Source organism: Bacillus sp. 01N45, assembly GCF_056399205.1.
Genome location: NZ_JBFTQW010000024.1, coordinates 16,650 through 43,554, shown reverse-complemented (window position 1 = coordinate 43,554; position 26,905 = coordinate 16,650). Strand labels below are relative to the sequence as shown.

Genomic DNA, 26,905 nt, shown 5'->3' with positions numbered 1-26,905 from the left:
CTGTGGTGTTGTGATTGGTTTACTCTCAATCGGGTTCGGTTGCGATGGTGTTGTTCCTGACTGTGGTGTTGTGATTGGTTTGCTCTCCATCGGATTCGCCGACGATGGTGTTGTTCCTGACTGTGGTGTTGTGATTGGTTTACTCTCAATCGGGTTCGGTTGCGATGGTGTTGTTCCTGACTGTGGTGTTGTGATTGGTTTGCTCTCCATCGGATTCGCCGACGATGGTGTTGTTCCTGACTGTGGTGTTGTGACTGGCTTTGTTTGACCTGTTGGTGTTTTAATCGTCGCTGCTGGTTTTGCTTCCGCTTTTACATCTTCTTGCTTATTCTCAAGTCCACCATTATTTTGACTTGCTACTGGTCTAACTTGAGCTTTTACATCTTCTTCTTTATTATTTAATTCCTCATTTGATTGCGCTACTGGTTTAACATCCGCTTTTACATCCTCTTCTTTATCTTTTAGTTCTGCCTGTTGCATTTCAGAGTTATTATCTTCATGTTTCCCTCGTACTGCTAATTCTGGATTCTCTTTAGTTGCGGCTACTTCTTCCTTAACCCTTTCTTGCTCCTGATTTCCTTTTCTATCGCGAACACCTAAATTTTCTTCTTTTTTCATTTGATTTATATTTTTTTCTTTTTCTGCTTGCATTTGTTCTTTTTCCTTGCGTTTACCATCTGCTACCTTTTCTTTTCTATCTGCATAGTTTTCTTTCAATTGTTTAAACTTACTGTAGCCTGATTTACCCACTTTTCCTGCCACCGCAGCACTTGCAAGACCCGCGGCGCCAGCTACTGCTACACCTCTTCCAACTGTCTTAGATCCACGTCTAACATCACGATATTTCTGCCTAATATTACTCATAGCATCTGATGCGCGTGCTGCTCCTACACTTGCTGGTACTGTAGTAATAGCATCGAAAATAGTTTTACGATATAACCAAACACCTAAGAATGAAAGTACTTGTAATGCGGCAACTACTAAATAACCATACTTATCAGTTGCGCTAAATAAGATTGAAGAAACCCAAAACATTAAAGTTATAAGAAAGCCAATTGCAACTTTCATAAGCAGCGTTCGGAACAATTCAGATAAAAATTTCTTAGCTGTCCCAGTCCATGCAGGTACTAATGCCATCAATAACATTACTGGTGACATTAGCGCTACGATAATAAACATTAATTGGTAGAACAACATCGCCATACTACATAAGCCTAAGACAACCCATAATGGTCCATTGATTAAGAAAAGTAGTAATACTAAAGCGCCACGCTCAAAAGTAGCATCCAAAGTTAATATCGTATTTTTCTTCTGTTCTACTTCCTCTCTTAATAGATCTAGCCTTTCATCTGCTCCTGTTGTTGTTAACATTTTCTTAATTCTTTCATCACCGATTTTCTTCATATCTGTTGTACCGAACTGCAGTAATGTATAAGGTTGTTTGATTAATAGAGTGTGTGTTAAATCAGTAATGGAATCGACACCGCTTGAATATCCTTGACTTGCTCCACTAATACTTTGAGTGGAATCAAGAACAGTTTTATTTACTTGTTCAGAGAAAGTGTTCAGTCCTTTGATAATATAACTTGAATTTGCGAAAAAACCTAAAGTGAAAACTAAGATACCTAATGCCTTTAACAATCCTCCTAGCATCTCTGACTGGCGTCGTTGTACAAAACCTACCCAGATCACCCAGCAGGCTAATAAAGCTAACATGAGTCCAATTAATTCACTATATATTCCATTACCCCAAGAACCATTGAACCCTGCTGCTTTAGATATTACATCGCCTAATTTATCTCCTACATCAGCTACAATGTTGAGACTCATAGATTGGCCGACCATACTTGTAACAAAAGTACTAACTGCAAGATTAATGGTCCATCCAATACTTACAAGACTAAATAACACAGCAACCATTTGTTCTTTTACTTTGTCTCCCCATTTCCAAAACTTAAGAGATTCACCAAATCCACCTTCGGGTGTATAAATGTCAATTCCATAGCTACTTGCAGGGTATTCTTCATATTTTAGTTTTTCCTTATTCTTTGGAATGATATCATCTATAAGAGAAGGTCTGGGTTCTTCCTCTGCATATACTGGAGCAGCTTTAAAAAGTAAATTAAATGCTAAAAGCAAAGTACAAATTAATAACAATAGGGTAATAAACTTTTTCATTACATGTTACTCCCCCTTTTATGGGAAACCTATTAATCTTTCGAACTAAACTCATTTGTCGGTTTAGTATTTGCTACTTCATCAACTTCATTTCGTTGAGGGCCAGAATAACTTCGAACTTTGAATCCTTCCTCTGTACGGACTACTCTTACCCATTTCACTGCTTTATCGATGTTTTTAGGGGGCTTCTTTGAAATAAAGTTATACATAATTGTATCCTTATCTACCACATACTCTTTTACTGTATAGTCTTTGTAAGATAAATTATTTTGTGGCCCTTGATTCGGATCTAAAACTGTATTTTTATCTCCATCGACGATAAGTTTTCTAATTGTTTTATTATCATGTTGTAAGTCGGCCTTTACAAAGTCCAACATCATTTCTCTAGGAGTGTGCCCCTGTTTATCTTTTTCTTCTCCTACATTTGTTTCGCTATTTCCACATGCTGCGCTCAAAATTAGGGCGCCAGCACATAGGCTAGATAGCATTAATTTTTTTAGTTTAGTTTTTACCATGTTAACTCACTCCTACATTTATTTTTTCTCCCCCTTCTTCGACAAAGGTTGCATTAACCTCCTGCTTTTCATCATCATTTGACTTTCTATAATTCTTCCTTGCATTTGGTCTAGTATCAAATGCATCGTATAAATCCTTAAACACTACATCCATTGTGACAACACCTGTTCTTCCTTGGATATCTTGGAATAAACATTGTCCTGTTTCTAAATTAGTAATAATTGCATGATTTTCTTCATTATCAGGTAATCCAAAGAAATCTAAAATTGAAGAAATCTCTTTACTGTCGGTATTACGGAATGAGAACTTCATACCGATATTATTCTTAAATGTCTCATCTCCAAGGTCACTTGCACTTTGAGTTGCAAAGTATACTGCAGAGTTTAAGGCACGACCTTCACGAACTAGCTTACGAGCTAACTCTCGCCCTTGAGAAGTTCCCATAATCGCCCATGCTTCATCCAATAAAACAATTTTGAATTTAGTAGGGTCCTTTTGAAAGAACTTTCTTGCAAATGAAGATAGAGACATCAGCATACTAACTGATAAATTTTCTTGTAAGGTATAATCTTTCGGATCTTTTTGAATATCTGGCATGTCAAGATGTTGAATTTGTATGATATTTACTGCTGTATCAAGTTCAATATCTCTATTTGTTCCATCACCAAAGATTAAGTGTGCAAATGATAAATTCTCAAATGCTTGAATATGAGCGGCCAATTGCTGATCCACTTTATCGTCACTATCTTCAAGGTATTGAGACACAGCTGTTAAGCACGGCTCTTCCATTCCTGCTACGAATTCTACGGCTGAAGCTAAGCGCGGGAATTTCTCCGAGTTATCTGGTTTAATACCTGTAATGAAAGTAAGAATTGTCATCGCTAACTCAATTGCATCTTTTCGGCTATGTTTATGAATGATAAATGGGTCTAATTTCCCTTCATCTCGCCTATCAGTCCCAAGTGTAATTACGTTTACCTTACCTTCTAAGCCGTGTAAATCTTCTGTCCAGTTCCCCCTCTCACCTTTCGGATCGACTATCAGTGTTTGAGCTCCTCCTAGTACTGCTAGGTAAACAATTAAGTTCGTTCCAAATGATTTACCAGAACCAGTACTTCCTGTTACCGCAACTGAAAGTGCGCTCGTTTTTTGATTTGCAACAGTATTTGTCGCTGCGAGAGAAGGTGTCATATAAACTGCTTTGTTTAAAATACCAGTTGTACCTATATAAAATCCGATATTATCACCTAAATCTTGTGTTGCACCAAACATACCGGCCGCCAGAACCCCAGGCTCCATAAAGTGTATATAATCATTTACATATCTTCTAGCACCAGGGATAAATTCATTAAACAGCAAGAACTGGTCTCCATATGGTCTTACTAGTTCAATCATCATCTCTCTATAAATAGAAATGAGTGAATTGGTATTTCGGCGCATAGTATCCAAATCTTCAGCACATATACAGAAGGATACTGATGTCTTAACAAGTGGCATACGTGTCTTTTGTATAAGGGCTTGTAATTCAGTAGCTTCTTGAACACCCTCATACACGTTTAGTCCAACAGTTTGTGAATTTTCCCTTGCATGTGTTTCTTGATCTTCTAAATCTTTTTTCTTTTTATTTAGTTTAGATAGAGCTTTACGGTGGTTAATATTTTCTGTGCGTATACTTAGTTCGATTGGGAAATCTATATTTTGGATCATATACATCCACTCTTGGTCTGGAAATTCCATTGTGTATGGAATCTTCGATGCCGATAAGAAACTCATATACGCTGGATACTCTAATCCATCAGAACCGATTTGGGACATTTCTATATGTCTTCCTTTAACGTCTATCTCCGATTCTGTTAGGCGTAACAAGCTCTCTTGATTCGGAAAGATAGCAGAATCGTCATCAACTACCGGTGGCGTCCATCCTGCTGTAACAGGTGCTTCCAATGTACGATAGAAGTTGCGTAATACAATCCATTGTGTTTCATTGGTTTCTAAACTTCTTACTGCTAAATGTTTTCTTATTTTATTTCTAAAGGCGCTAGCTTCCCGTTTATACATCTCCAAATCAGTTTTTAGTATTTTGGTATCACCAAGTAATCCAAACTGTTCTGCAGTGTTTTTAAAGGTATGAAATGCAGTGTAAAGCATTTCCTTAAGTCCTTCTTGTATGTGTCTTACTTTTAATTTCACACCTATAAAATAACGATATTCTACAGCGTTTTTACCAAATTTTCTTTCTAACTCATGGACAACGTCATCAGTATGATCGATTGCCAGCTCTTTTAGTTCACCGCTTACTGTTTCTTTAAACTCATCGGCTTTTTCTTTGAAATTCTGATAAACAGGTATCATTAATAGATGTTTTTCTTCTTCATAATTCCAAAATAAGCCGAGTTGTCGCATAAACAACGTATTTTTATCATCGTCTCCTTTAAATTCATAAGGAATCCCGTATACCTCATAATACGCCCAGCAAGAACCGTCTTGGTTAAAAATCAAATTATCTTGAAAATATTTGACTGGAAACTCAACCTGATTCATTTGTGCCTCCTTAGAGAAGAATATGAGACTAAACTAATTCTTCTGTATAGATTAATTAATTACTTTTTCTTAATTGAATCATCCTTAAATCGAACTACCGTCTTATATTGATAGCTTCCAATATTACCTGTTGTATCTTTATAACGACTCAACTTTTTTCTTTCAAATGTGAATACAAAGAATCGATATATAAATTTGTGTGGACTTTTTCCATCTAATTCTACATTTCCAAAGAAGTACGCTATTCCACCGGGTAATATTAAATATTTAAAAAAGACATTCTCTCCTAAGGGTAAAAACTGATTTAGAAATATAATCAATACTAGTGTTCCAACAAAGATCCCCAGCTGTCTGTAAGGTACTGGGAAAGGGAGTGTTATGTCCCTTATCCCATATAAACTCTTTGGAATATCCCAAATAGAGTTATAAGTCCTTACTTCCTTACGAGTCGGTTTCTGAGTCACTTATACCAACTCCTTAAAATTTCTATTTTTTACTAATAATTATTTAAATAATAAATTATATAATTTTGTTCCAAGATCTTTGAATACATCTGGAGTGAATACAAACACAGATACAATCGCACAAAGTACTAACCAACCAATTAGACCAGCCATTTGTCTTTTTACAAGTAAAACTATTACACCGATGATTGCTACAACTAAAAAAATGGGACCTAACTGAGCTACTAACCAGTTTTTTGCATTCACTCCAAAATTAATGTTGCCTAAGACCGCTGCATCCGTAATAGCAGGTAATTGCTGAGCAACCATATCTAATCCCAAAAGCTCCATAATTATTTACCCTCCACTTTCTCTAATGTGTTTTCAAATTTCTTCATAGAGCTAATTGAAAACTTGTTATCTTTATTTACAAGATTTAAATCATATGTGTATGTGTACTCTAAGCTGCTATCATTGTCTTTTAACTTAGCATCAACTAAGACTCTGTATCCTTTATCCTTATCTTCATAAATTCGTAGGTTTTCTAATTTGCTAAATGTCATAATACCTTTTAGTCCATTTGTTATATTACTTTTTTCAAAGTAGTAAGCAATTTCTTCTGGTGTTCCTTCTGTATACACTTTAAATACAGATTGTAAAAATTGTTCTACTTTTTTTATTTCTGCATCTGTATTAATTTCTCGTCCTTCTGATTTGAAAGTGGCTACTTTATAAGATGCCTTTTCTCTCTCTCCATGAACGATTGTAGGATTGTTAGGGACTACCATCTTCCCTTTCTCCATTAAAATTGGTATAGAGAAGTACCTTATAACTTCTTTTGGTTCTTTTGGTGTGTCTGGAGCTTGTGTCGTTCCAGGAGCAGGATTATTTACAGGTTCTAATTTCTGAATGATTTTCAATGTAACTTCTGCTTCATTTCCTTTTTGTCGGACCTCTACTGCTTCCGATTTAACTAAAGTACTAGAAGCGTTTTTTAAAGTATCTCTATTTAATCCACCTTGCTCATCAGATCCTTCAACTAGAAATTTCTCTAATCGTTTTCTTCGTTCTTCAGCTACATTCATATCAACTTTCCAATTAAAATAATTAGCGGCAAAATTATTCGCATATGCAATTAATTCTGCTTCTGACATTTTAATTTTTACGGGTTCCTCTTTCTTTTCCTGAACAGCTACTGCTCTAGGAGGACCGGCAAGTTGGATAAATGAAAGGGAGCTTCCTGCAATCATGAATCCCATCACACACCAAAATGTAACCTTACCTACTTTTCTTCCTGTTATTGCTGGAACTTTCTCCCTTGTTTTACGTTTCTTCTTTTCTTTAAGTGCTTCTGAATTTTCTTGTTGCATATCTAATATTTCAGTTGTTTTATTCTTTGCTTTTTTAAAGAATGTAAATTTCTTTTTTTCGGCGTTTTCCTGGGATTTCTTTTTTACCATGTCTTCACCTCTCTTTTTAAATGGTTAGGAGATTACAAAGTTCATTGTAATTTCCACTAACCAACTATCTACTTTAAGTATGATTTACTTTTTTCGGAAATCTAAGAGAAATAAAAAAAAATTATGTTTTATATCAAAATTTTTTTAGAATGATTAAAACTAAATATAATGTTTATTAAAGTACATAAAAAAAACAATTCCATTAAGAAATGAAATTGTTTTTACACAGGATCTATTCTTTATAGTAAGTATTACACAATATAAAAACCTAATATAATATATATCTTTAATATATATAAAGAAAAGAGATAAAACTTTTATACAGAGAAAAAATCGTCTTAAAACATTGCTATGCTAAGGGTTCATCATTACTCTAGCCGTAAAAAATCATAAAAAGTAAATACTGGGAATGTACTTAATGAGCTGGATGATGATTAAAAACTACAAAATATCGTAAAGTAGGTATATAAAAACTACATATAATCATCGTTAATTTGATGCAAGTAAAAGAATAAATAATAAATGTAAATTCTGATGACTTACGAACAAATTTTCCACATTTATAAAAAAACTACACACAATTTATTAACAAATTGGTCAAAGTTAGGAACAGTATCCACTTTTTAAACAGAATTAACAGATGTTTTTCTGATTTTAAGTAGATTAAGAGATAGAACATGATAAGAACAGTACTTATGGCTATATCTTATACACATAAGATCAAATATATTAAGATATCAACAGAATAATAATAAATATTTCTGCTTTTTTGTAGGTGAAATGATATAAAAAGATTGAAAATTCAGATTTAATAACTTAAAAATTGTGAATATCTCATTTTGTTTCACATGCACTGTATGTAATTGCATAAAAAATAGAGAGTTGTGATCATTAAATTTGAAAACTGACTCTCTACTTTGCTTGAAGTAATACACTCCACAAGTTATCTCCAACACGAATAGCCCTCCACTTTTGTTTTTTTCAAAAGTAGAGAGCTGTATCATTACATTGCTGGAAGCAGCTGATCAACCGTATGTGGTACTTCACTTGTTGAACGGTAATATGCTTCTAAGGACTGTAGAAACTGAATTAAATTAAAGTCTTCAGGGACCTCAATTACACGAATCTTTTCCTTCGGCAATTTATCAATTTTTTCAATGAACAGTTCACGAATTTCACTAGGGATTTGATTTCCCTTATGCCCACTAGACTTTAAGAGTTCGCGTATTTCAATTTCTAATGCTGTATATGCGTTAATGTTTACGCCTTGCTCATAAGCATACTTTCTAAATAGTGATTCTTCTTGATACTGCAGGTAATTACGATGATAAGTATCTATAGTTACAGGTACAGCATATTTCGCATGAAGCAGGTCATGCGCTTTACGGAATAGCTTTTGAACATTACGTAAAGAGTATATAGCAAAATGAGTACCAAATTTAAAAATGGCCTCTTCTTGTTCATGTTTAGGTACATTGTGTGTAATTAAAGGATAAATTCCAGTTTTAGCAGCTGTGTCTAATACACGATATTGAGAAGATTGCTTTAATAATTTACTTAGTGTATAAACAAGCTTTTTAGGATATCCTTCTTGTCGATCAATCATTTCTCGTAAACCACGAACTACTTGGCGAATTTGACGGTGACAAGAGTGTTTTAAAACATTAATGAATTGGTTCATATCCTTGGCAAATTCAGCAATATTCATTTCAACTAACAAGTTTTCTATAAATTTAACTTTACGCTTATATGTATCTCGTGGTGTAAATGGATCACGGTATTCTGCTCCTTCTTCTTTCGCGCATAAGAAATCAGGATGCACAGATAAATGCAATGTTGTGTATTGCTTTTTATTCTTCTTCCCTTTTTCTAACTTGCAAATTTTAAATAAAGGAGATCCGGTAGCAGATAGTTTTGTTTCTAGTTCCTCAAGTACAGCACGAATCTGATGTGGGTATTTCTTATGTAAGTAACGATACATACCACCAAAGTGTGTTGAGTTTCCTTGTTCGTCAACTTTGAATAAAGAACGTTTCAGGGTAGTTTCGCGTTTCTGCTGCATTGCTACATCCATGAATAGTTTCTTAGCTGCAATGGATAACTCAAAGAATTCTTTGGTAAATACTATCGGGCTAATAAATGTATAGGCATTTGCTTTATTTGTTTCCTTATTCATAAAATCATTTAAGATGATTTTATATTTACCACTGTACTCATTTTCGATTGTAATGATGTTATGGAAGCTTAATTTCTTCAAAGCCACATAAAATTGTGAGTGGTGAATATGTGCAAATGCTTCTTTATAATTTTTATAATCTTCCCAAAGCATGTGGATCGATACATGCGAAAGCTCACCATATGTATTACATTTTTTATGAAGAAATAGAAATACTTCTAAATCAGCATTTGTAATTCCATATAGCTTATGTTTTCTGCCTTCGTTTTTATCAAATTCACTTACTTTATCTACAATCTTTTTCATTTTCAGTGAAAAAGATGGCTTTGCTTTAGCAACAAATCCCTCTTCATCTGCAATTCGTTCTTCATAGGACATTGACTTCACAATGTCTTCTAAATAAGTATCTTTAAAACTGTAATACTTACCTTCTAAAGCTTCTACTAACTTTTGCCATGATTTAATTGTTACAATTACCGGTGTTGTTGTTTCACCATTCAAACTACGTTTGTTCTTTATAACGAAAGGTTTTGCCATCTTTTTCACCTCCTTATATATTAAGTTGCAGTTTTCCCCACAATTAGATATAAATTATCATTTTTGATTATATCAAATCGAATACTGGTGAAATCTGTCCCTTTAAGAGAAAAAACAAAAAAATGAAACGTGCCTCTATCCCTTGTGCGACAAGGGGTTTGACGTTTCATGAAAAAAAGTTTGTTGCCACCATAGGGCTATGAAGTTTTTTGAATATGAAACGTAGTATATAGTGGGAGAAATCCTCTGAAACCATTGATTTTATAGGGTTTTCATCCAATTCCGTTTGAACGTTGTAGCCATCATATAGCTATAACGTTTCATGTTTTTAAAACAAGTTATATTTTATTTAAAACTGCTGTAACCCTTGGTACATATAGGTTGTTTGGGTTTTTAAAGTGAAAGTTGTAGCCATCATATAGCTATAAACGTTTCAGTTCGTTTCATGTTTCCTGCCATCATATAGCTATAACGTTTCATGTTTTTAAAACAAGTTATATTTTATTAAAAACTGCTGTAACTCTTGGTACATATAGGTTGTTTGGATTTTCAAAGTGAAAGTTGTAGCCATCATATAGCTATAATGATTTTAGCGTTTTTTCTTTCATATTTTATGAAATGGCTTTATATCAACGTTTATTACTAATTTACATAGAATAAAAAAATTTTTAGTCAAATGATTTTCAGGATATTCTCGTTTCATTTTTTCAACGTTGTAGCCATCATATAGCTATAACGTTTCATAAATTACGAAATTGTAGCCATGATAAAGCTATTCATTATTAAAAGTAAGAAGTAATAGCCATGTTAAGGCTACATAGTTTCAAATAAGAAGTAATAGCCATGATAAAGCTATACAATTTCAAATAAGGGCTTATAGCCACGATAAAGCTATATAGTTTCAAATAAGAGTTAATAGCCATGATAAAGCTATACAATTTCAAATAAGGGCTTATAGCCACGATAAAGCTATATAGTTTCAAATAAGAGTTAATAGCCACGATAAAGCTATACAATTTCAAATAAGGGCTTATAGCCATGATAAGGCTACATAGTTTCAAATAAGAAGTAATAGCCACGATAAAGCTATACAATTTCAAATAAGGGCTTATAGCCATGATAAGGCTACATAGTTTCAAATAAGAAGTAATAGCCATGATAAAGCTATACAGTTTCAAGTAATAGCTTATAGCCACGATAAGGCTACATAGTTTCAAATAAGAAGTAATAGCCATGATAAAGCTATACAGTTTCAAGTAATAGCTTATAGCCACGATAAAGCTATACAATTTCAAATAAGGGCTTATAGCCACGATAAAGCTATATAGTTTCAAATAAGAGTTAATAGCCACGATAAAGCTATACAATTTCAAATAAGGGCTTATAGCCGCGATAAGGCTATATAATTTCAAATAAAAAGTAATAGCCGCGATAAGGCTACATAGTTTCAAGTAAGAAATAATAGCCACGATAAAGCTATATAGTTTCAAATAAGAGTTAATAGCCATGATAAAGCTATGCAGTTTCAAGTAAGAAGCAGCTGGCGTATTTAAGTTGTGACCTAAAGTAACAAGTTTCTAGTCGTTAAGCAAAAAATCAGTGTATTTAACTAATTTACTTTTAAAAATTGAAATTGTATTGTAAAGTAGTGATTTTACAAATAGAAGCAGTTTTATATAATTAAAGACAAGTAAAGAGAATTTAAATGATCCACAATAAAAAGAGTAAAAACCAACAATTGTGCGGATTATTCAGATAACATTTCAACTTAAAGGTTATGTAGCCATCATATAGCTATGAGGTTTCATAGTGTTAGGATTTATATTATATTGGTTATTAACATTGTTAGGAGGTACTTAAATATGGAGAAAGTATTAGTATTGTTCAGTGATGCCCTCCTACTTGCTGCTCCAATCTATGAAGAAAATAAGCAGTTATGGGCCAAATGGCAAAAATATTATAACGAAGTACAAGAGAATCACGATAAATTAGTAACATCAGCTAATATATCCCCTTCATTCTCAACACTTGTTTCTTGGCTGGGGCAGAAACAAGAACAAGGAATATCGTTGTTGAACATTTATGCGAATCTAGATAAATATAAAATTGAGATTCAAAATGTATTAGATAAAATCATTGAACAAGAGTTTGGAGAAAAGTTTGAAGCAGTTGAACCAACTCAAATTTTAAATCCTGAACATGGTCATATAAAAGAGTATATAGCAGATATACCTGACGAATATTATCCTGTATCAAATGACGCAATGTACTATCAATTACGTGATGGAATAGCAAAAAATCAGTTTGAAGAAGATGAAGCAGCAGCAAAAACGGTACTGCCATTAGAAACAAAAAATTCAAGCGGAGTTGCACAACTATCTTCACATAAAGATGAGGATTTGAGATTAGTGAATACAAATGAAGCAGAAAGATGGTCTATATTGGTTGATGGAGTAATTAGTAATATGGATGATCTTACAGCAGATTGTTTGGATACCATTACAATACAATGGTTAAATCAAGCTAAATCTCCAGATGAATTCATAGATTTTAGTTATGAGAATGTATTGGAATTATGTAATATGCCAAAAGCATCAGCAAACGGTGTAGAGTATTATCGTGCAGAAGATAAGATAAAGGTAGCACAACGTATTGCAGCGTTAGCAAGCATCTTTATTTATTTGAATGATGATAATGAAGTTGTAGTATTGAACGATCAAGCTGAAACTGGGGAAAAATTTGAAGTAAAACGTGAAGTAATCAAGAGACTATTCGTACTGGACTCTGTAGTGTTATGGAGAGATAAGAATACTAATGAATATATGGGGATAGAATCCTGTAAGATTAAACCAGGTAGTTTCTTATCGGGCTATTTGTATGGGTCTAATAGCACAACTGCTTTATTATCGAAAAAAGCATTAGAGTATAATAGCTATAGACACAAGTTTCATAAACGTTTAATACGTTATTTATCCTGGCAGTGGCGAATCCGTCAACAATACAGTACTTTAAAAAGACCATACTCCATTGGTGGGGAAAAAGGTCTACTATCTGTAATGGGTATTACAACTACAAAGGGTCGCCCAACTCGAATTCGTGAACAACTAGAAAGTGTTTTAATTGATTTAGAAAAAGAATGTGTCATTTCACATTGGGCGTATGCAGAGGAATTGGATGAAACAAGGATAGGAGAACGTAATTGGTTTAAGAATTACTACTCCAAATTAGGAATCATTATCTTACCACCAAAAGAATTGATGGATAATATAGATAGTATGGTAAAGAAAAAAGTAATAGGTATGCAAGAGAAGCAGGAGGATCATTATATTGCAGAGACAGTAAAACAAACTCCTCAAGGATCAGAAGATGTGATACGAGAAAAAATTATGTATCAGCATATGCATCAAAATAAAACAATGCGTGAGATAGCAGATGAAATAGGTTTATCCCCTGCTACGCTTTCAAGATTCTGTAATAACAAAATGAAGCGTATTTCAAAAAGTGTTAATGAAAAGCTAAACAAGTGGTATGAAAGACAAATGATTATAGAGTCTATGTAAAGAGAAGCAGATACCTTTAAATGGAGAGGTAACTGCTTCTTTTTAGTTTGTTCATATTCTGCTGTTGATATCTATACGCGCCATTGTGCTCATACCTTACCCATTGATACGTTTCCTGATTAATTCTCAAGAACGTCGTGTAACCTCTCAGCAAACTCTTTATGATGCGCTGTGTTATAGCCCACATGGTGTCCGGGAAACTCTACGAATTCTGTTCCGAGGTGTTCTGCTAAGTTGACTGCGCAATGGTAAGGAAAAAATTCTCGTGAAGTACTTCCGCCGGCTGGACGTACCTGTATCGATGTAGGTTTTAATGGGGTCTTTAATGCATTGATATTTAAAGTATAGCTGAGAATCCCCGGGATTTCATACTCAGTGAAATAAGTCGAATTACCGAGTAGTCGCTCTGTTAGCGTATCCTTTGATAGTCCGAAATTGCTATCATCAATATTTGACAATAACTTTATGACCTCACTTTGATGATTTGTCTTAAGGTCTTCCATGAAATTTATAGCCTGCTTCAACTCATTTTCAGGTAAAAGTTGTAATAAAACCGGCTCGTGTGGGATTAGTAACTGTGCCTGCTCAGGATGGCGTATGCACAGATCAAGTCCGATGACAGCACCAGAACTACTTCCGAATACATAAGCCGGTTCATTGGTCAGATTAGCTAGCAGCAGGTGAGCGTCTTCGCTATGTGTGTGCACATGATAATCCTCAGTTTTATTGACGAGGTTGCTACGGGAATGACCACGACGATCGTAAGTAACAACGGTATACCATTTAGCAAGATGGTCGGCGATATTATGGAACTTGTCGGCATCACCACCCCCACCATGGATCAAAAGAAGAATTGGACCTGAGCCACGCACCTCATAGTAGATGCTTGCTCCAAGTACTTGCAATGTTCCGTTTTTTACTATCCTCATTTGTACATCCTTCCTTTCTTCTGTCATTTCCCTTAACATTACACAATTGGCGAATGATATAAAATGCAGGAAATGACTAAGAAACAAATTCGCCATAAGAAAAAACAATGAGCATCATTTCATAAGTGTATCCTTTTTATTTATTTAGAGTAGACAATTTTTTGATTGTTTCAATGGAGAGGTGATATTCATCAGCTATTTGATTAATCGTTCTACCGTTTAATAGAAGCATTTCTGTCATCGATCAGCTTTCTTGTCCCAGAACGTATACCCCGTCTCTGATGAGAGGTTTTAGGTTTAGGAATATATATTGTTTCTCCTGGAACATACTTTTGAATTTCTAATATCAGCTTTTTAGGTAAAATAGCCGTTGTTTTTAAATAGCCCCTTTCTGCCAACTTCATATCTGTCCGTATTAATCCATAAACGCACTCGATTACTCGGTGGATATCATGTGTACTTTTGTACATAATAAGGTTGGCAAATGTTAAAGTCAGGAGGGTTTGTATGCAACAGGATAAAAAAGATATAGAAACGTCTGGTTCTATTATGAAACCAAATTTTGCAGAAACTGATGCACAAAAAGTGAAACAAGAAATTCAAAATGATGTAAGAGAAGGACAAGGCGCAATGACTTCCCGAGAAGCAGGTGCAATGCGGGATTAAGAAACCACTCCTTACTGTTTTTTATTTAGTGAATGTTTTAAACAGTAAGGAGATAACCCATTAACGGCTTTTGTTTCTTAAAAAATCGTTTTTACTTTCATATAAAGTTTATTTCACGAAGTATCCCCATTAGAAATAATCTATATTTTGTTTGACTTTTTCAAAAAGAAGTTTAACTTGCCGTGATATAAGGAATTCCAAAATTGTCTATTGTAGTTATCATCATTTATTAATATGTTAGTATCAAACTCCACTAATTTGTTCTTCAAATCATGAAAAGTCCTTATTAGATCACAATCTTTGTAGTGCCCCTGCTCTACTAGCTGAACCCAATACTTTTTAAAGGAATTGAAGCAGGAATGCATTTTCTCTATAGAAGAATTAACAAAATATCTTTCTACTCTTTCCGTAATTTCATGTTCTAGCTCATATATTTCTCCTGTGGGCTGGTAGATAGTAATTAGATTACCTGAATCCATATTACTCCCGATAACAAGGTATGGTTTAAACTTCTCTAAACTCGCTAAAAATGCTTTAGTATATTCTTTATCCAATATCGATAAAGAAAAATCATTTTGTTTTGTCCATTCCACTACATCTAAAAGAAAACCATTTGAATAGGTGTAAAATTCTACATTGAGACATTCGAATTCATTTCCTTTAATTTGATGATTAAGTAAAAAGTGCATACTATCCATGGGCAAATTTAATTTGGCAATCTCCACTGTCATTCCTCCAACCCTTATTATGTAATCCATTTTCTGGTTCTTCACAAACTTAATTAAATTTTAGCATAAAGAAATGGTCTCCTTGGGGGAAGTTACATATGAAATAATAAAAAGGTATGAGTTTACGACCCACACCTTTTTACCAGTAGAAATATTCGTTATATGCTTAATGTATCAATCATGATTAATGTCACCTTCGATATATTGACTGAGTTTATCCTTAATTGCCGCACTTTCTGGAGTTACTTCTGCTAGTTTACGATTGTGAAGACGAGAGCCACCTTCCATTTCATCTAAAGGTAATGTATTTTCATCATCTTGAGGAACAGTAGCAGCCATTTGTTGTAACCACTGCATTGTTAAGTTAGATGTTGTATTTTTACCATTGATTTCTGCAGTTCGTTGAATTTCCTGTTCCTGCTGATTATGGGTAACAGTTGATGTGTAAGCAGGTTCTCTATATTGTGGTGTATGCTTCGCCCTTCGCACTTCTATTGGAGTTTCAGTAATAACTGGTGCTTTGGTGTTAAGTTCAATAGGTTCTCTATGTTTACTTGTATCTGGTACATTTTCTTTTTGAACATCCATTACTTTATTAATTTTTGCGGATTCTGTTGTATTAGAAGTAGCAATTGATGTTGTAGTGTCCTCCTTTTCTAGATTAGGAGCAGAATTTCTTGAGTAATCTTGAACAGACTGATTATTTGTTAGCTCACCTTCATTGTCAGTAACATCTTCATTATTATAAAAATCGTAAGTATCAGGATTTAACGTTTGTAACCAACCTTCTATTGCAGTAGGCGCTGTTTTAGGTGTACTCAATTCCTCAATTACAGTTTCTTCACTATCAACATCTGTATCTGTGACATAATCCTCATATTTAATTTCCGCATTTAATGATTCTTCACGAATTTTTAGCCAATAAGCAGCTGCTTCTGCATCAACTTGAATTTTAGCTGTTTTAAACTCAGTGGCAGGAACAAAGTTTGCATTTACTTGTATTCCTCCTTGAGGAGCATTATCTTTTACAATTTTAGCCGCACACTGGAATGCTTTTTGAATTAAGATATCATTTTCAGAAAGAATGGGTACTTCTGTTTTCGAATAAGAGTAGGATGTTCTACGTGTACTTTGTGTTTTCGTTTCTGCTGTTACCATATCAATTTCTTGATCACCTTCACGTGCCTCATAAATTGTTTTCGTACCCATTAGCTTACTAAACAATTTAGCGTCTTCATTAGTAACATCACCATAAACAAGTTTGTTACGAAATGTTCCTAACAGGATATCCATGAATCTTGGGCCATGTTCAATTGCCAATTGACTAATTGTTTGTGCAATAACAATTAAAGGTGCTTTATATTTACGTGATTGAGCAGGAAAACTTTTAAATGCTTTATAAATGTAATCCGCAAACTCATCGACTAAAACAGGATGGTAAGGAGATATGTTAGGCTTACGACGGAAAACAGCATTCTGTACGGCATATAAACACAATTTACCGAATACATCAGATAGATCAGAAAGTTCCCCTTTCGCTGTATTGACTAACAGAATACCTCCAAATTCCAAATGCTTCTCAAAATCAAAATTCGATGGACCACATAAAACACGACGGAGCAGAGGTTGAGCAGAAATATCATTTAATGTGTTTCGTAAACCACGAACGAAGGTTTCTTGTTTATCAATAATCTTAGGTTGCCCATAGTATTTCCCTTCAGTATGATAAACAACTTCCCCTCCCCCACGGCCACCAGAAATTTCGGGAACATAATTTAAATCAAACCATTCATCTACTTGTTTCATTATGCGCCAATGGTTTCGTTCATCTCTATCTGGAATAGATTCAATATCATTTGGAAGTCGTTCTTTTAATTTGAGATGCATCTCAAAAACGAGATTAGCATTATTATACATATCAATTAAATGTTCAAATCTAGCTTCAAATTTTGAATCATGGAGTTTTAACAAGTAAATATGTTGTTTAAGATGGGAACGCTCAGATTGAACGAAGAAAGGATTTCCTGCTCCATTATCAGAGAGCCCTGTTAATACTGAACATAACATCTCAGCGACTTTATCAACTGGACCACGAACGAAATTTATTGAAGGGGTATCAGGATTTGTTGGGTCTAAATAGAAAATAACACTTTCGGGAATCTTGTGTGCCAATACCAAGTTATATACCTTTTCACAGAAGTCATTAGATGGCTCGATAACTGTAAGACCATTTACCTGCGTTCCTTTTACATCCTCTGAATGATAATCTTTTCTTGCATATAAGGTTTTAAAGTTATTAATCTTTGAAGCCATATAGTCAAGAATTTGATTAGCAATTGGTAAACCAAGTGCAGCTGATTTACCTGTACCAATGTTACCGATGATCATTATATTAAGCGTTAGAGACTTACCCTGTATAACTGCCATTTCCCGTGTTGCACTATTAGGACCAAGAAAGATATCAGGGTCTGGCAATTTTGATGGGTTTTTTTCAGTGAAAAACTTGTGTAATGAAGTAGCAAGTTTTCGTTGACGATCATCATTCAAAAAGGAAAGCATCCAACCAGGTATTTTAAATACGTATTCCCATTTTCCGAATTCATCTAAAAGCTCTTTTTTATGTTCATAAAAAATCTTAAAGAGCCATAAGAGTACGAGAATAATAATAATTACAGGTATAGCAAATACAAGGTGCATGATATTACTAAAATTTGAAAGTATAGTATCCTCTAATCCTTTGTCATTTAGTGAAACTTCTCCAGCTTTCGAATGTAAGAATGGAATAAATATCTTAGCTAATGGAACACTAAACGCCCATAAGTACTGGGCAACTATACCAATTAACATCATCGAAAAAATAAACCATCTACGCTTTATCTCCTGATAGGTCTTAACTTTGGTTGATAGTTGCCAAGTATAAATTAAAATCCAAAAGCTAAAAAAGGTTTCAATGTAATAATTAGTTTCAAACGGATTACCGAAGATACTTAAAGTAGGTAATGGAGCCCCCATTTGTATTGACCAGAAAAAAGCATATTTATAAATTCCTCTAAACGCAAAATACCAAGCTAGCAGAAGTAGTAATGTCACAACATAGTAAGATGAGCGGGCTGCTAAACGATATTTCCAGCTTTTTGTAAGATCGATTGTAACTGTATAGGAATTTTTTTTGTTCTTTCCGGCTTTTGGATCCTCCCCATTACCTGGTGCATTATTGAGTTCAGCATTCTTTTGAACTGCATTCTCCAAATTCTTGTTTCACCCTCTCTTTTAACGAATAAAAAGCAGCGGTGAAATTAAGCAATTCAGCAGAAGTAGCCAATAATATATTCTCTGGTGCTATGGAATTGTGATACAGATCAGTAAAAATGGCTTGCTGCCCATGCTCTAATTCATCCGCTTCATATATCCCCAAAATTTTAATTGGGTTTAGTGTTCGGTGTTGATTTTGCATGGCCAACAATCCTGATAATTGTTGTAATTTTAAGTGTGTGTTAACCTCCCCTACCTTAAGTATTGTTAATATATACAATATTTCTAAGTAATCTAAAGATTTTTTTTCTTCATCAGGTGCTTTTTTTCGTAATACCAAAATGTCTTCTGTTAGCTCAAGTAGTTTAGAATGCTGAATCCCTTTCGCTTGCATTTCGTTTTTATTAGATATCCACTCTACCGAATAAGGGAAAGAAGAATTTATGTTCAAACGTTCTGTGATTTTTTTGAGCAGATGACTTTTGCTTAAACTATTAATTTCGCGAATTTCTTGAAGAATATTGTTTATTACAAGTTCCGATCCACCCATGTTGCATACGTAAACATCTAGGTTATTCACTACACTTAAACGTGGTATATTGCTGAAAGCTTTTTTTAAATTTGTTACACGTGTAGTCCTTTTTTTGTAGGTAGAAATTGTGTGATAGGAATCATCGATTACTGAAAATAACACGTAAAACGGTTTAGACGGATTAGAAGCAGCGATATCAAGATATTTTTTCAGTTTGTTTTCTAGAAATGGAATGTTTTCTGTTCCTGTATCAACTTCAATATTGATAATAGAATCGTTACATGTAAGAACCCAATCAGGAATGATTAATGGGTTTCCCTTTGAGTCTGGATAAAACTCTTTAGATGGACGAAATGAATAAACGAGTTGAGGTAAATCTTGTTGGAAGGAAACGGGTTGAAGTTCTGGCTGAAACATTTCGCGATACTCTTCATCTTCGTATAAGAAGTAAACATCATTTGAATCAGAATACATTAGGTTGGGTAAATGTAAGTTTTGCTTCACAATTGAGTTTAGTGGAAAAAGATAATCGCCGTTACCACCTACAATTGCACCGGTATGTTCATTTTGGGATTCTGCTTCAAGTAGATTTAGCACAAATTGTGTAATAGCTATATTGTGTTCATATTGCCTTTTGGTAACAAACGAGGTATTGCGATCAGTAATTAATTTTAAACGATATAATATTTCTGCTCCCTTTGAAGCGATAGAAACGAAATCCAGTGTGAAGCCACGCTTTTTTCTCACACTTATATTTTCTTTTTTTATTACTTTCATTTTAGCCCACTTAGTTAATTTGGATGAAAATGTAGTTCGACTTATAGGCTCCCCACGTATCAATTCATAAAATTTTCGTAATTGAATTTGAGATACTGTTCGTTGTTCATATAAAAATAAAACTGTAAAAATATCAGAACGATTAAAATAAACTCCACGATCATTCTCTCCGACGATATATTTAACGGCATGATCAAATGATTTTTTCAATTTTAAACACTCCCTTGATATGGAAATAATATACGGAAACTTGCATAAAATCGAGTGCAATTGTCATGTAATGAAAGTAATTAATGTTGGATAAATTAAGCAGTTCAGTACATAAAAGTGATTAGTGTATATTTTAGCTGAAGATTGCAAAAAAACAACCCATTATCCCCTATGAACTCTTGGTTTAAAGATACATATTATTTCGTCAGGTGTGAGTAATAAAATACAATGTTATCAAGTGAAAATTTGCTATCAGAGTTCGTCATATGTATTTCGACAGTGATAAGAGGACATATGACGAACTCTAATGATAAAAAAAGGGTTCGACATATGTATTCCGTCATATACGTGTAGAGTATCAAAAATAGATAAAATGTACAGTGAATATACTTTTGTATAGATGAAATTAAATATTAAACGGAATTGCATTTAATTCTGTAGAGGTATTTATTTATCAGAAGGAAAAATTACATCATAAAAGAAATAAGTAAATAAACATAATAAAGTAAATGAAAATTGTGCATATTTCATATTTTGCATGTTACAATCTGATTTAAGGGGTGAAAAAATGCGGAATTGGAACACAGAATATGGGTTAATAACAAAGATAATACAAAGTGAATTTGAAGCAGACTTTCTTTATAACAAGGTAACCAACACATTAAATAATGAATATGAGATAATTCCATTACGGTTTGCAGCTCTAGATCCTTATAAAATTTACAATACTTCACAAGTTAGTAGAATATTAAGGATAAAATCTAACAAATTAAGATATTTAATTAACAGATACGGTGAATACATCCAATTAAGAAAAAAAAGAACTAAATATATTATTTCATTTAAAGCTGTATATAGGATATATTTAGTGCATCTATGCTTAACAAAGAAATTAATTAGTTCATCTGAGTTTAATCGCTTCATGACCTTACATGTTAGTTATAGTGATTATATTGATATGAAATTGACAAGTTATACTGACAAGTTTGTAGAACTTAATTTCAAAGAGAATCAAATGAATGAAAATGAATCACAATTTTATGTGCTATTCCTACAAATCTCAGAAATAACTTCCGAATTAATAAAAGAAATAACTACATATAACATGACATTGACATCCCCTTTCCTTTCTGTAGACAACCAACAGAAAAATGAGTTATTAAAAAAGAAGCGGGATCATAAAGATCTGTTTAATAAACTAAGGGTTTTATATAAAACTATATAGTTAAAAGAGTAATACTCAAGAAGTATTACTCTTTTTTTAGGGTTATATACACGTTTTATTTATAAGTCTTTTATATAAGTCTTTCAAATAGGATGTATGAAATTTCTTGGTAATATTTTATTGACATGAAATTAATATGAAAGTATATAAAGCCTTTAATGATAAGTGTTTTTATACACATCTTATATGTAGTTCGTATATATAAGACGTATAAATCTAATGGCCATGATAATAGAGTGTTATTTTGGAAGTATTATATATCGGAATTATAATTCTAGATAAAAATATACATAAATACTGCACCCATATTTATAATTTAATAGTTATTGTTAGTTATATGAAACCTGATATTAACATGTTTTGTTCACTGCTTATATAAACGACTTTCATGTACGTCTTATATAATTATTGTTGGTATATAAGACATTAGTTCAATTTTACATTTTGTGAATCTTATATAAGCCTTATATATAACAACTCGATATAAGTCTTATATATAATGACTTGATATACGTCTTGCAATGATGTAATATATTTTTAGGAATAATTAACCAACGTTTTAAGGGGGGAACAACTTGAACGAGGTATTAAGTGAAAAATATAAACAAAACAAATTTACTGAAGAAGTTGTGGAAATGTTTGCAGACATTATTGAAGAAGACGAAATACTCTACAATGTATTTCATTACATAGGATCTCAAGTAAACAAACAATACCAAGAAACAAAATATATGAGAGGTATTTCAATAAATGAGATAGTAGAAAGTGTTGTTATTGATAGGAGAGTAAAGAAACCTAAGGGTAAATCCTATTCATTAGAACTTGAAAGAACTAACATTTCAAGAAGATCAGCGGAAGGTAGTGTTGCTACTTTAGCTTCAATGTCATTAATAACAGAAAAAATTATGCATCCGTATAAGTTTTTAATTTCAACTATTAGGGGGCAGCAAGTATTAGTTGAATTAAGCAAACGTAAAAAAAGTAATGAGAATAAGGGAGAGATAAAATAATGGCAAAAAACTTTCTGAAAAACGAAGTAGCAGTGAAAATGACTATGGTTGGTTTTGGTCAAGCTGGAACTAGAATGGTAGATAAGTTTGCTGAGTATAAGCATACAGACGGTACAGCAGTTTATAATTGCCTAGCATTGAATAGTAATGATGGGGATTTAGCAGAACTGAAAAACGTGCCAAAGAGCAACCAAGTTTCACTAAAATTAGGTGGTTTGGGTAAGAATCCTGAGCGTGCTGTAAAGGTGTTAGAATCTAATGAAGAAGCTAAGGATAAACTAAAAGAATTTATAACGGAACGTGTCAGACCAGCTGATGAGTTAGTGCTATTTTTTGCAGGTTTAGGTGGTGGTACAGGTACATCTACAATTATTCAAGCAATTGAAGAATTCACTGCTTTTCATAATAAACCTGTAATTGCTGAAGAACTGAAAAGTATGGCAATGAAAATTCCTAGAGAAGAATTAATCAAAAATCAACAAAAGTATGCAAGAATTGCTTTCAATAATGCAATTGAACGTAAAGATTTTATTAAAATGGGTATTGTGGTTACACTTCCAGTTAGAGCAGATGGGCCGGATGTACTAAGACAGGTGAATAAATTTTCACAAGAAATTTGGAAGTTAGCTAATGATCCAGCGAAAGGCGTTGCATTTGTTGTATTTGCAGATAACCAACATTTCTATGATGAGTTTAAGGGATTAAACGAGAATGAGAAAAAAGGCATCGGAAACTCACGAGACTATGCAAATCAGCGTATTGGAGATATTATTCATGAGTTAAATACAGCTGCAAACGGTTCAGGAACATCAGTAATTCTAGATTCTCAGGACTTTAAACGAATTTTACTAGAAAGAACAGGCTGTTTAGTAATTAATAAGGTTTCACGTAATATGAATCAAATTGAAAACAGTAAAGAAATTGTAGATATGTTCTCAGAATCATTGAAAGGAAGCTCATTCCATCACCCTATTGACCTGATGAAGACAAATGAAAATGGAGATTTAGAGGCATCAAAGGTACATCATTTTGGGATGTTAGCAATTTTAGATGAACAGAAGAACCTTGATGATTCATTTATGGATGATGCAAAAGTAGAAGTAACAAATAAACTACCAATCAATGGAACTGTTTTTAATGGTTATTTAGTTAGTAAAAATGACTTTATGGGTAGCGTGTATACTTTCTATAAGACAGATGCACTACCATCTCGATTATCTAAAGGATTAGTAGAAGAATATAATGAATTTAAGGAAAAACAAAGTCAAATTCAATATACAAAGTCTCAAATTACTACTATTGAAGCGCAAGACTCGGACGATGATTTCAATATTAACTTTGGTGATTACTTTGAATTAGAACCAGAGAAAGATGAAGAACCGCAAAAGCTAAATGATGAAGAATTAGCGGCATTTATGGATCCTGATAAGATGTTCGGAACAAAATAAAAAATAAGCCTGGAATTTTCCAGGCTTATTTTTCTGTTTTCATTACATTTTGCATGTATTCAATCATGTTCTCATCAATATAGCTTTCTATGAAAAGTTGTTTTCTCGCAAGATCTTCCTCTTTTTTAAACCAACCCACTTTTTTAATACGAGTTTCTTCTGGCTGTGTATTCCATTCTTTTTCAGCTTGTTTTCTTAACTCTGTACGCGCTCTATGTTGAATAATTATATTATCTAGTCTTTCTTGTCTTTGGCGCTCTTTTAACCTCTCAGGGTCTTCTGGTTCAGGTAGCACCGCACGTATAGCATCTTCGAACTTTCCTTGATACTCTAATTCAATGTTTTGTAAATGCATTTGAATTTTTTGTTCTACTATTTTTTCAATAGTCGCTGCAGCTTCCTGCATGTTTAATTGGGATGAGACTTCACTGGTTTGATTTTCTGGAGAAACAGGTCTTAGTTCAAATTGATGTGGTAAAAGCTCAATAATTGCATCTAGCGACCACTTTTCATCCCTTTTTAGTTTGATAAATAAAGCTATGTCTAAATCCAGTGTGTTATATAACTTTTCGTTTGTATTATTGGTTCTTAATGTTCCGTGTAACCCCTTTTCTTCTAGGATATTGAACCAATTGTATACAGTGTTATGATGTCGACCTACTAATTTAGAAAACTCTGTTATTCGCCAAGCTTTTTCAAAAGTATCTTCATGACTAGAGTTTGTATTATTGGACTCCATATGTTCAGTTGTATTTTTGTTATCTTGTTCAATCATCGTTATACCTCCTTGAAATATAATGGCCATAGCAAAATGTAATTAACATATAAAATGAGATTAACATGTTAAGTATCTTTCGGCGATATAAACCTCAATACCTTTGTTGATTGACATTCACATGAAATGTGTCATTGATATATAAAGCATCACTTGTTAACATGAAGTTGATAAATCAGCTTTTGAATTAACTATTGTTAATGTCCTGTTGATAATCCGTTAGTTATTAATGATTATTGTTGCTATGAAATTAACAAATTAGTCTACAATATATTAATGATAAGAAAATATTAGTGATTTGTAAATAAATTATAAGGATATAGCATTAAACTTAAAGACTTAAAAGCTAAAAAGTATGTATAAATGTAGAACAAAAAGCCCATACTAATAATAAAGAAAGGGCTATATTTATTATAATTTATGATAATCGGTAGTAGAAAGCTAAGAAATGTATAGTTTATTGGCTTCAGTAGGTCTTTAGAATGCACATGAAGGTTATTGAATTACTTTAATATAAACTCATTTTTTATAGGAGGCACCGCCCTTTACAAGGGATCTCTATATAATCAAAATTGATTCATACAATTGCTACTTTTAGATCGGAAGTAATAAAAAGCGATTTATTATTTTTGGCTACTATCAAAATGCCTTCAAGAATGATATCCTCCCGACTTATCCGGGGGATTTTGCTATAAAAAAGGTCTCTTAATAGATATAGAATCTAAAACTCTATTTGTATGTATATACTCAACGTTAGAATCAACAATTGTTAATGTTATGTCAATACGCGTTAATGATAAATTGATATGACACTAGTATTAACGGACAACAAACTCTATTAACATGTCAATCTCAGGTTATATATCAATGATAAATAAAGAGAAAACTGTTATTTTTTTGACGCTAATAAGAAACTATTGATTGTATGAAGTTCTTGCTATAACTATAGTACTTTTAGAGTGTTTTTTGATATTTCGATAGAAATCTGTTGTGGCAGATAAATTTTTAACTAATGCAGATTTTGAAATCCTCAGATCTACTTCTATGCGCGCTTCAACTTTTTAATTGTTAATGTCATATTAATGTTAAACGAAAATTGTTGATATAACATTAACAATTTAGATAGCATTTCTCTCTACGCTTAACTTTATAGACTATATGTCAATGATAAACAAAGGATGAAAAACATTGAATTGCTGTCGTCATTTATTATTATGATTAGATTTTAACTGATTTTTGATAGTGTGAAAACATTTTCTAGGATAGATCATCACTAGACTCACTTCGAGCAAACCACCACAGAAGAAAATTTTCACCAATATAGATTTTGAAATCTTGAAGACCATAAACACTTCTTCTTTTTGGACGCCGTATTGTTAATGTCATATCAATATCAATTAGAATAATATTGATAACAAAAGAAAATAGGTACTTAACATGTCAATCTCAGGTTACATGTTAATGATAAATAAAGGGAAAACTATTGATTTTTTGGGTGCTACTAATAAGAAACTATCAATTATATGGAATTTTTGTTAGTTCCTTATCACGATTATAGTACTTTTAGAGTGTTTTTTGATATTTCGATAGAAATCTGTTGTGGTAGATAAATTTTTAACCAATATAGATTTTGGGTCTTCGAGATCTGTATTTTTGCGTATTTCAACTACTTAATTGTTAATGTTAAATACAAATTGTTGATATAAGATTAACAATACAGATAGTATTCCTTTCTATGTGTTGTTTTTTAACTATATGTCAATGATAAATAAAGGATGAAAATCATTGAATTGCTGTCATCATTTATTACTCAATTGAATTTTTAGCTATGTTTTGATAGTGTCGAAACATTTTCTAGGATGAATTGACACTAGATTCACTTAGAGAAAACTACCACAGAAGACAAAATCCAGCCGATATGGACTTTGAAATCTTGAAATAA

At 32.9% G+C, this 26,905-nt stretch carries 17 protein-coding genes and 1 pseudogene; 5 read left to right on the top strand and 13 right to left on the bottom strand.

Annotation, left to right across the window (positions count from 1 at the left end; all coding sequences use genetic code 11):
• The 7 genes from AC1DMU_RS28865 to AC1DMU_RS28835 all read right to left on the bottom strand — a co-directional run.
• The coding region (locus tag AC1DMU_RS28865) for a CD3337/EF1877 family mobilome membrane protein (protein ID WP_476941681.1) at positions 1-2,178 on the bottom strand (2,178 nt) is incomplete at its 3' end.
• 32 nt (positions 2,179-2,210) lie between these two features.
• On the bottom strand, positions 2,211-2,693 hold the full coding sequence (locus tag AC1DMU_RS28860; RefSeq protein ID WP_088062815.1) for a hypothetical protein: 483 nt from the start codon (positions 2,691-2,693) through the stop codon (positions 2,211-2,213).
• A gap of 1 nt (position 2,694) precedes the next feature.
• A complete protein-coding gene (locus AC1DMU_RS28855) occupies positions 2,695-5,235 on the bottom strand; it encodes an ATP-binding protein (protein WP_476941680.1) in 2,541 nt (846 codons plus the stop codon).
• Between the two features lie 59 nt (positions 5,236-5,294).
• Positions 5,295-5,699 (bottom strand): TcpE family conjugal transfer membrane protein, encoded by a 405-nt coding sequence (locus tag AC1DMU_RS28850; RefSeq protein WP_431183307.1) that lies wholly within the window; start codon positions 5,697-5,699, stop codon positions 5,295-5,297.
• A gap of 39 nt (positions 5,700-5,738) precedes the next feature.
• Positions 5,739-6,029, bottom strand: coding sequence for a hypothetical protein (locus AC1DMU_RS28845; RefSeq protein ID WP_000421394.1), 291 nt, complete (start codon positions 6,027-6,029; stop codon positions 5,739-5,741).
• Positions 6,030-6,031: 2 nt separating this feature from the next.
• On the bottom strand, positions 6,032-7,138 hold the full coding sequence (locus tag AC1DMU_RS28840) for a conjugal transfer protein (protein ID WP_088062812.1): 1,107 nt from the start codon (positions 7,136-7,138) through the stop codon (positions 6,032-6,034).
• A gap of 1,003 nt (positions 7,139-8,141) precedes the next feature.
• Entirely contained in the window at positions 8,142-9,851 is a 1,710-nt protein-coding gene (locus AC1DMU_RS28835; RefSeq protein ID WP_097890865.1) for a hypothetical protein, read from the bottom strand.
• 1,862 nt (positions 9,852-11,713) lie between these two features.
• Between AC1DMU_RS28835 and AC1DMU_RS28830 the strand changes: the two genes are divergently transcribed.
• Positions 11,714-13,411 (top strand): helix-turn-helix domain-containing protein, encoded by a 1,698-nt coding sequence (locus tag AC1DMU_RS28830; RefSeq protein WP_306008755.1) that lies wholly within the window; start codon positions 11,714-11,716, stop codon positions 13,409-13,411.
• A gap of 119 nt (positions 13,412-13,530) precedes the next feature.
• Here AC1DMU_RS28830 and AC1DMU_RS28825 read toward each other — a convergent pair whose 3' ends face one another.
• Both AC1DMU_RS28825 and AC1DMU_RS28820 read right to left on the bottom strand, forming a co-directional pair.
• Positions 13,531-14,340, bottom strand: coding sequence for an alpha/beta fold hydrolase (locus AC1DMU_RS28825; protein WP_476941679.1), 810 nt, complete (start codon positions 14,338-14,340; stop codon positions 13,531-13,533).
• A gap of 136 nt (positions 14,341-14,476) precedes the next feature.
• Positions 14,477-14,744, bottom strand: a pseudogene (locus AC1DMU_RS28820) (CD3324 family protein).
• Between the two features lie 103 nt (positions 14,745-14,847).
• Between AC1DMU_RS28820 and AC1DMU_RS28815 the strand changes: the two are divergent.
• Entirely contained in the window at positions 14,848-15,006 is a 159-nt protein-coding gene (locus AC1DMU_RS28815; protein ID WP_001183576.1) for a hypothetical protein, read from the top strand.
• Positions 15,007-15,146: 140 nt separating this feature from the next.
• On the opposite strand, the gene AC1DMU_RS28810 is transcribed toward AC1DMU_RS28815, so the two are convergent.
• The 3 genes from AC1DMU_RS28810 to AC1DMU_RS28800 all read right to left on the bottom strand — a co-directional run bounded on the left by AC1DMU_RS28810 (position 15,147) and on the right by AC1DMU_RS28800 (position 20,505).
• On the bottom strand, positions 15,147-15,737 hold the full coding sequence (locus tag AC1DMU_RS28810; RefSeq protein WP_097890071.1) for an SUKH-4 family immunity protein: 591 nt from the start codon (positions 15,735-15,737) through the stop codon (positions 15,147-15,149).
• Positions 15,738-15,908: 171 nt separating this feature from the next.
• The gene (locus AC1DMU_RS28805; RefSeq protein ID WP_476941678.1) at positions 15,909-18,983 is read right to left on the bottom strand and encodes a type IV secretory system conjugative DNA transfer family protein; all 3,075 of its coding nucleotides are present in this window, start codon (positions 18,981-18,983) and stop codon (positions 15,909-15,911) included.
• The gene (locus AC1DMU_RS28800; RefSeq protein ID WP_215559127.1) at positions 18,955-20,505 is read right to left on the bottom strand and encodes a replication-relaxation family protein; all 1,551 of its coding nucleotides are present in this window, start codon (positions 20,503-20,505) and stop codon (positions 18,955-18,957) included. The genes AC1DMU_RS28805 and AC1DMU_RS28800 overlap by 29 nt, the downstream gene beginning before the upstream one ends.
• Positions 20,506-21,043: 538 nt before the next feature.
• On the opposite strand from AC1DMU_RS28800, the gene AC1DMU_RS28795 reads away from it, so the two are divergent.
• From AC1DMU_RS28795 to AC1DMU_RS28785, 3 genes are all read left to right on the top strand, one after another.
• Positions 21,044-21,730 carry a hypothetical protein gene (locus AC1DMU_RS28795; protein ID WP_088062800.1) on the top strand — a complete coding sequence of 229 codons (687 nt, stop codon included), beginning with the start codon at positions 21,044-21,046 and terminating at the stop codon, positions 21,728-21,730.
• Positions 21,731-22,305: 575 nt separating this feature from the next.
• The gene (locus AC1DMU_RS28790) at positions 22,306-22,740 is read left to right on the top strand and encodes a hypothetical protein (protein WP_064472955.1); all 435 of its coding nucleotides are present in this window, start codon (positions 22,306-22,308) and stop codon (positions 22,738-22,740) included.
• The gene (locus tag AC1DMU_RS28785) at positions 22,740-24,188 is read left to right on the top strand and encodes an FtsZ/tubulin family protein (RefSeq protein ID WP_088062799.1); all 1,449 of its coding nucleotides are present in this window, start codon (positions 22,740-22,742) and stop codon (positions 24,186-24,188) included. The genes AC1DMU_RS28790 and AC1DMU_RS28785 overlap by 1 nt, the downstream gene beginning before the upstream one ends.
• A 25-nt stretch (positions 24,189-24,213) precedes the next feature.
• Here the strand turns inward: AC1DMU_RS28785 and AC1DMU_RS28780 are convergent, their stop codons facing one another.
• Positions 24,214-24,963 (bottom strand): MerR family transcriptional regulator, encoded by a 750-nt coding sequence (locus AC1DMU_RS28780; protein WP_064472957.1) that lies wholly within the window; start codon positions 24,961-24,963, stop codon positions 24,214-24,216.
• Between the last annotated feature and the right edge of the window lie 1,942 nt (positions 24,964-26,905).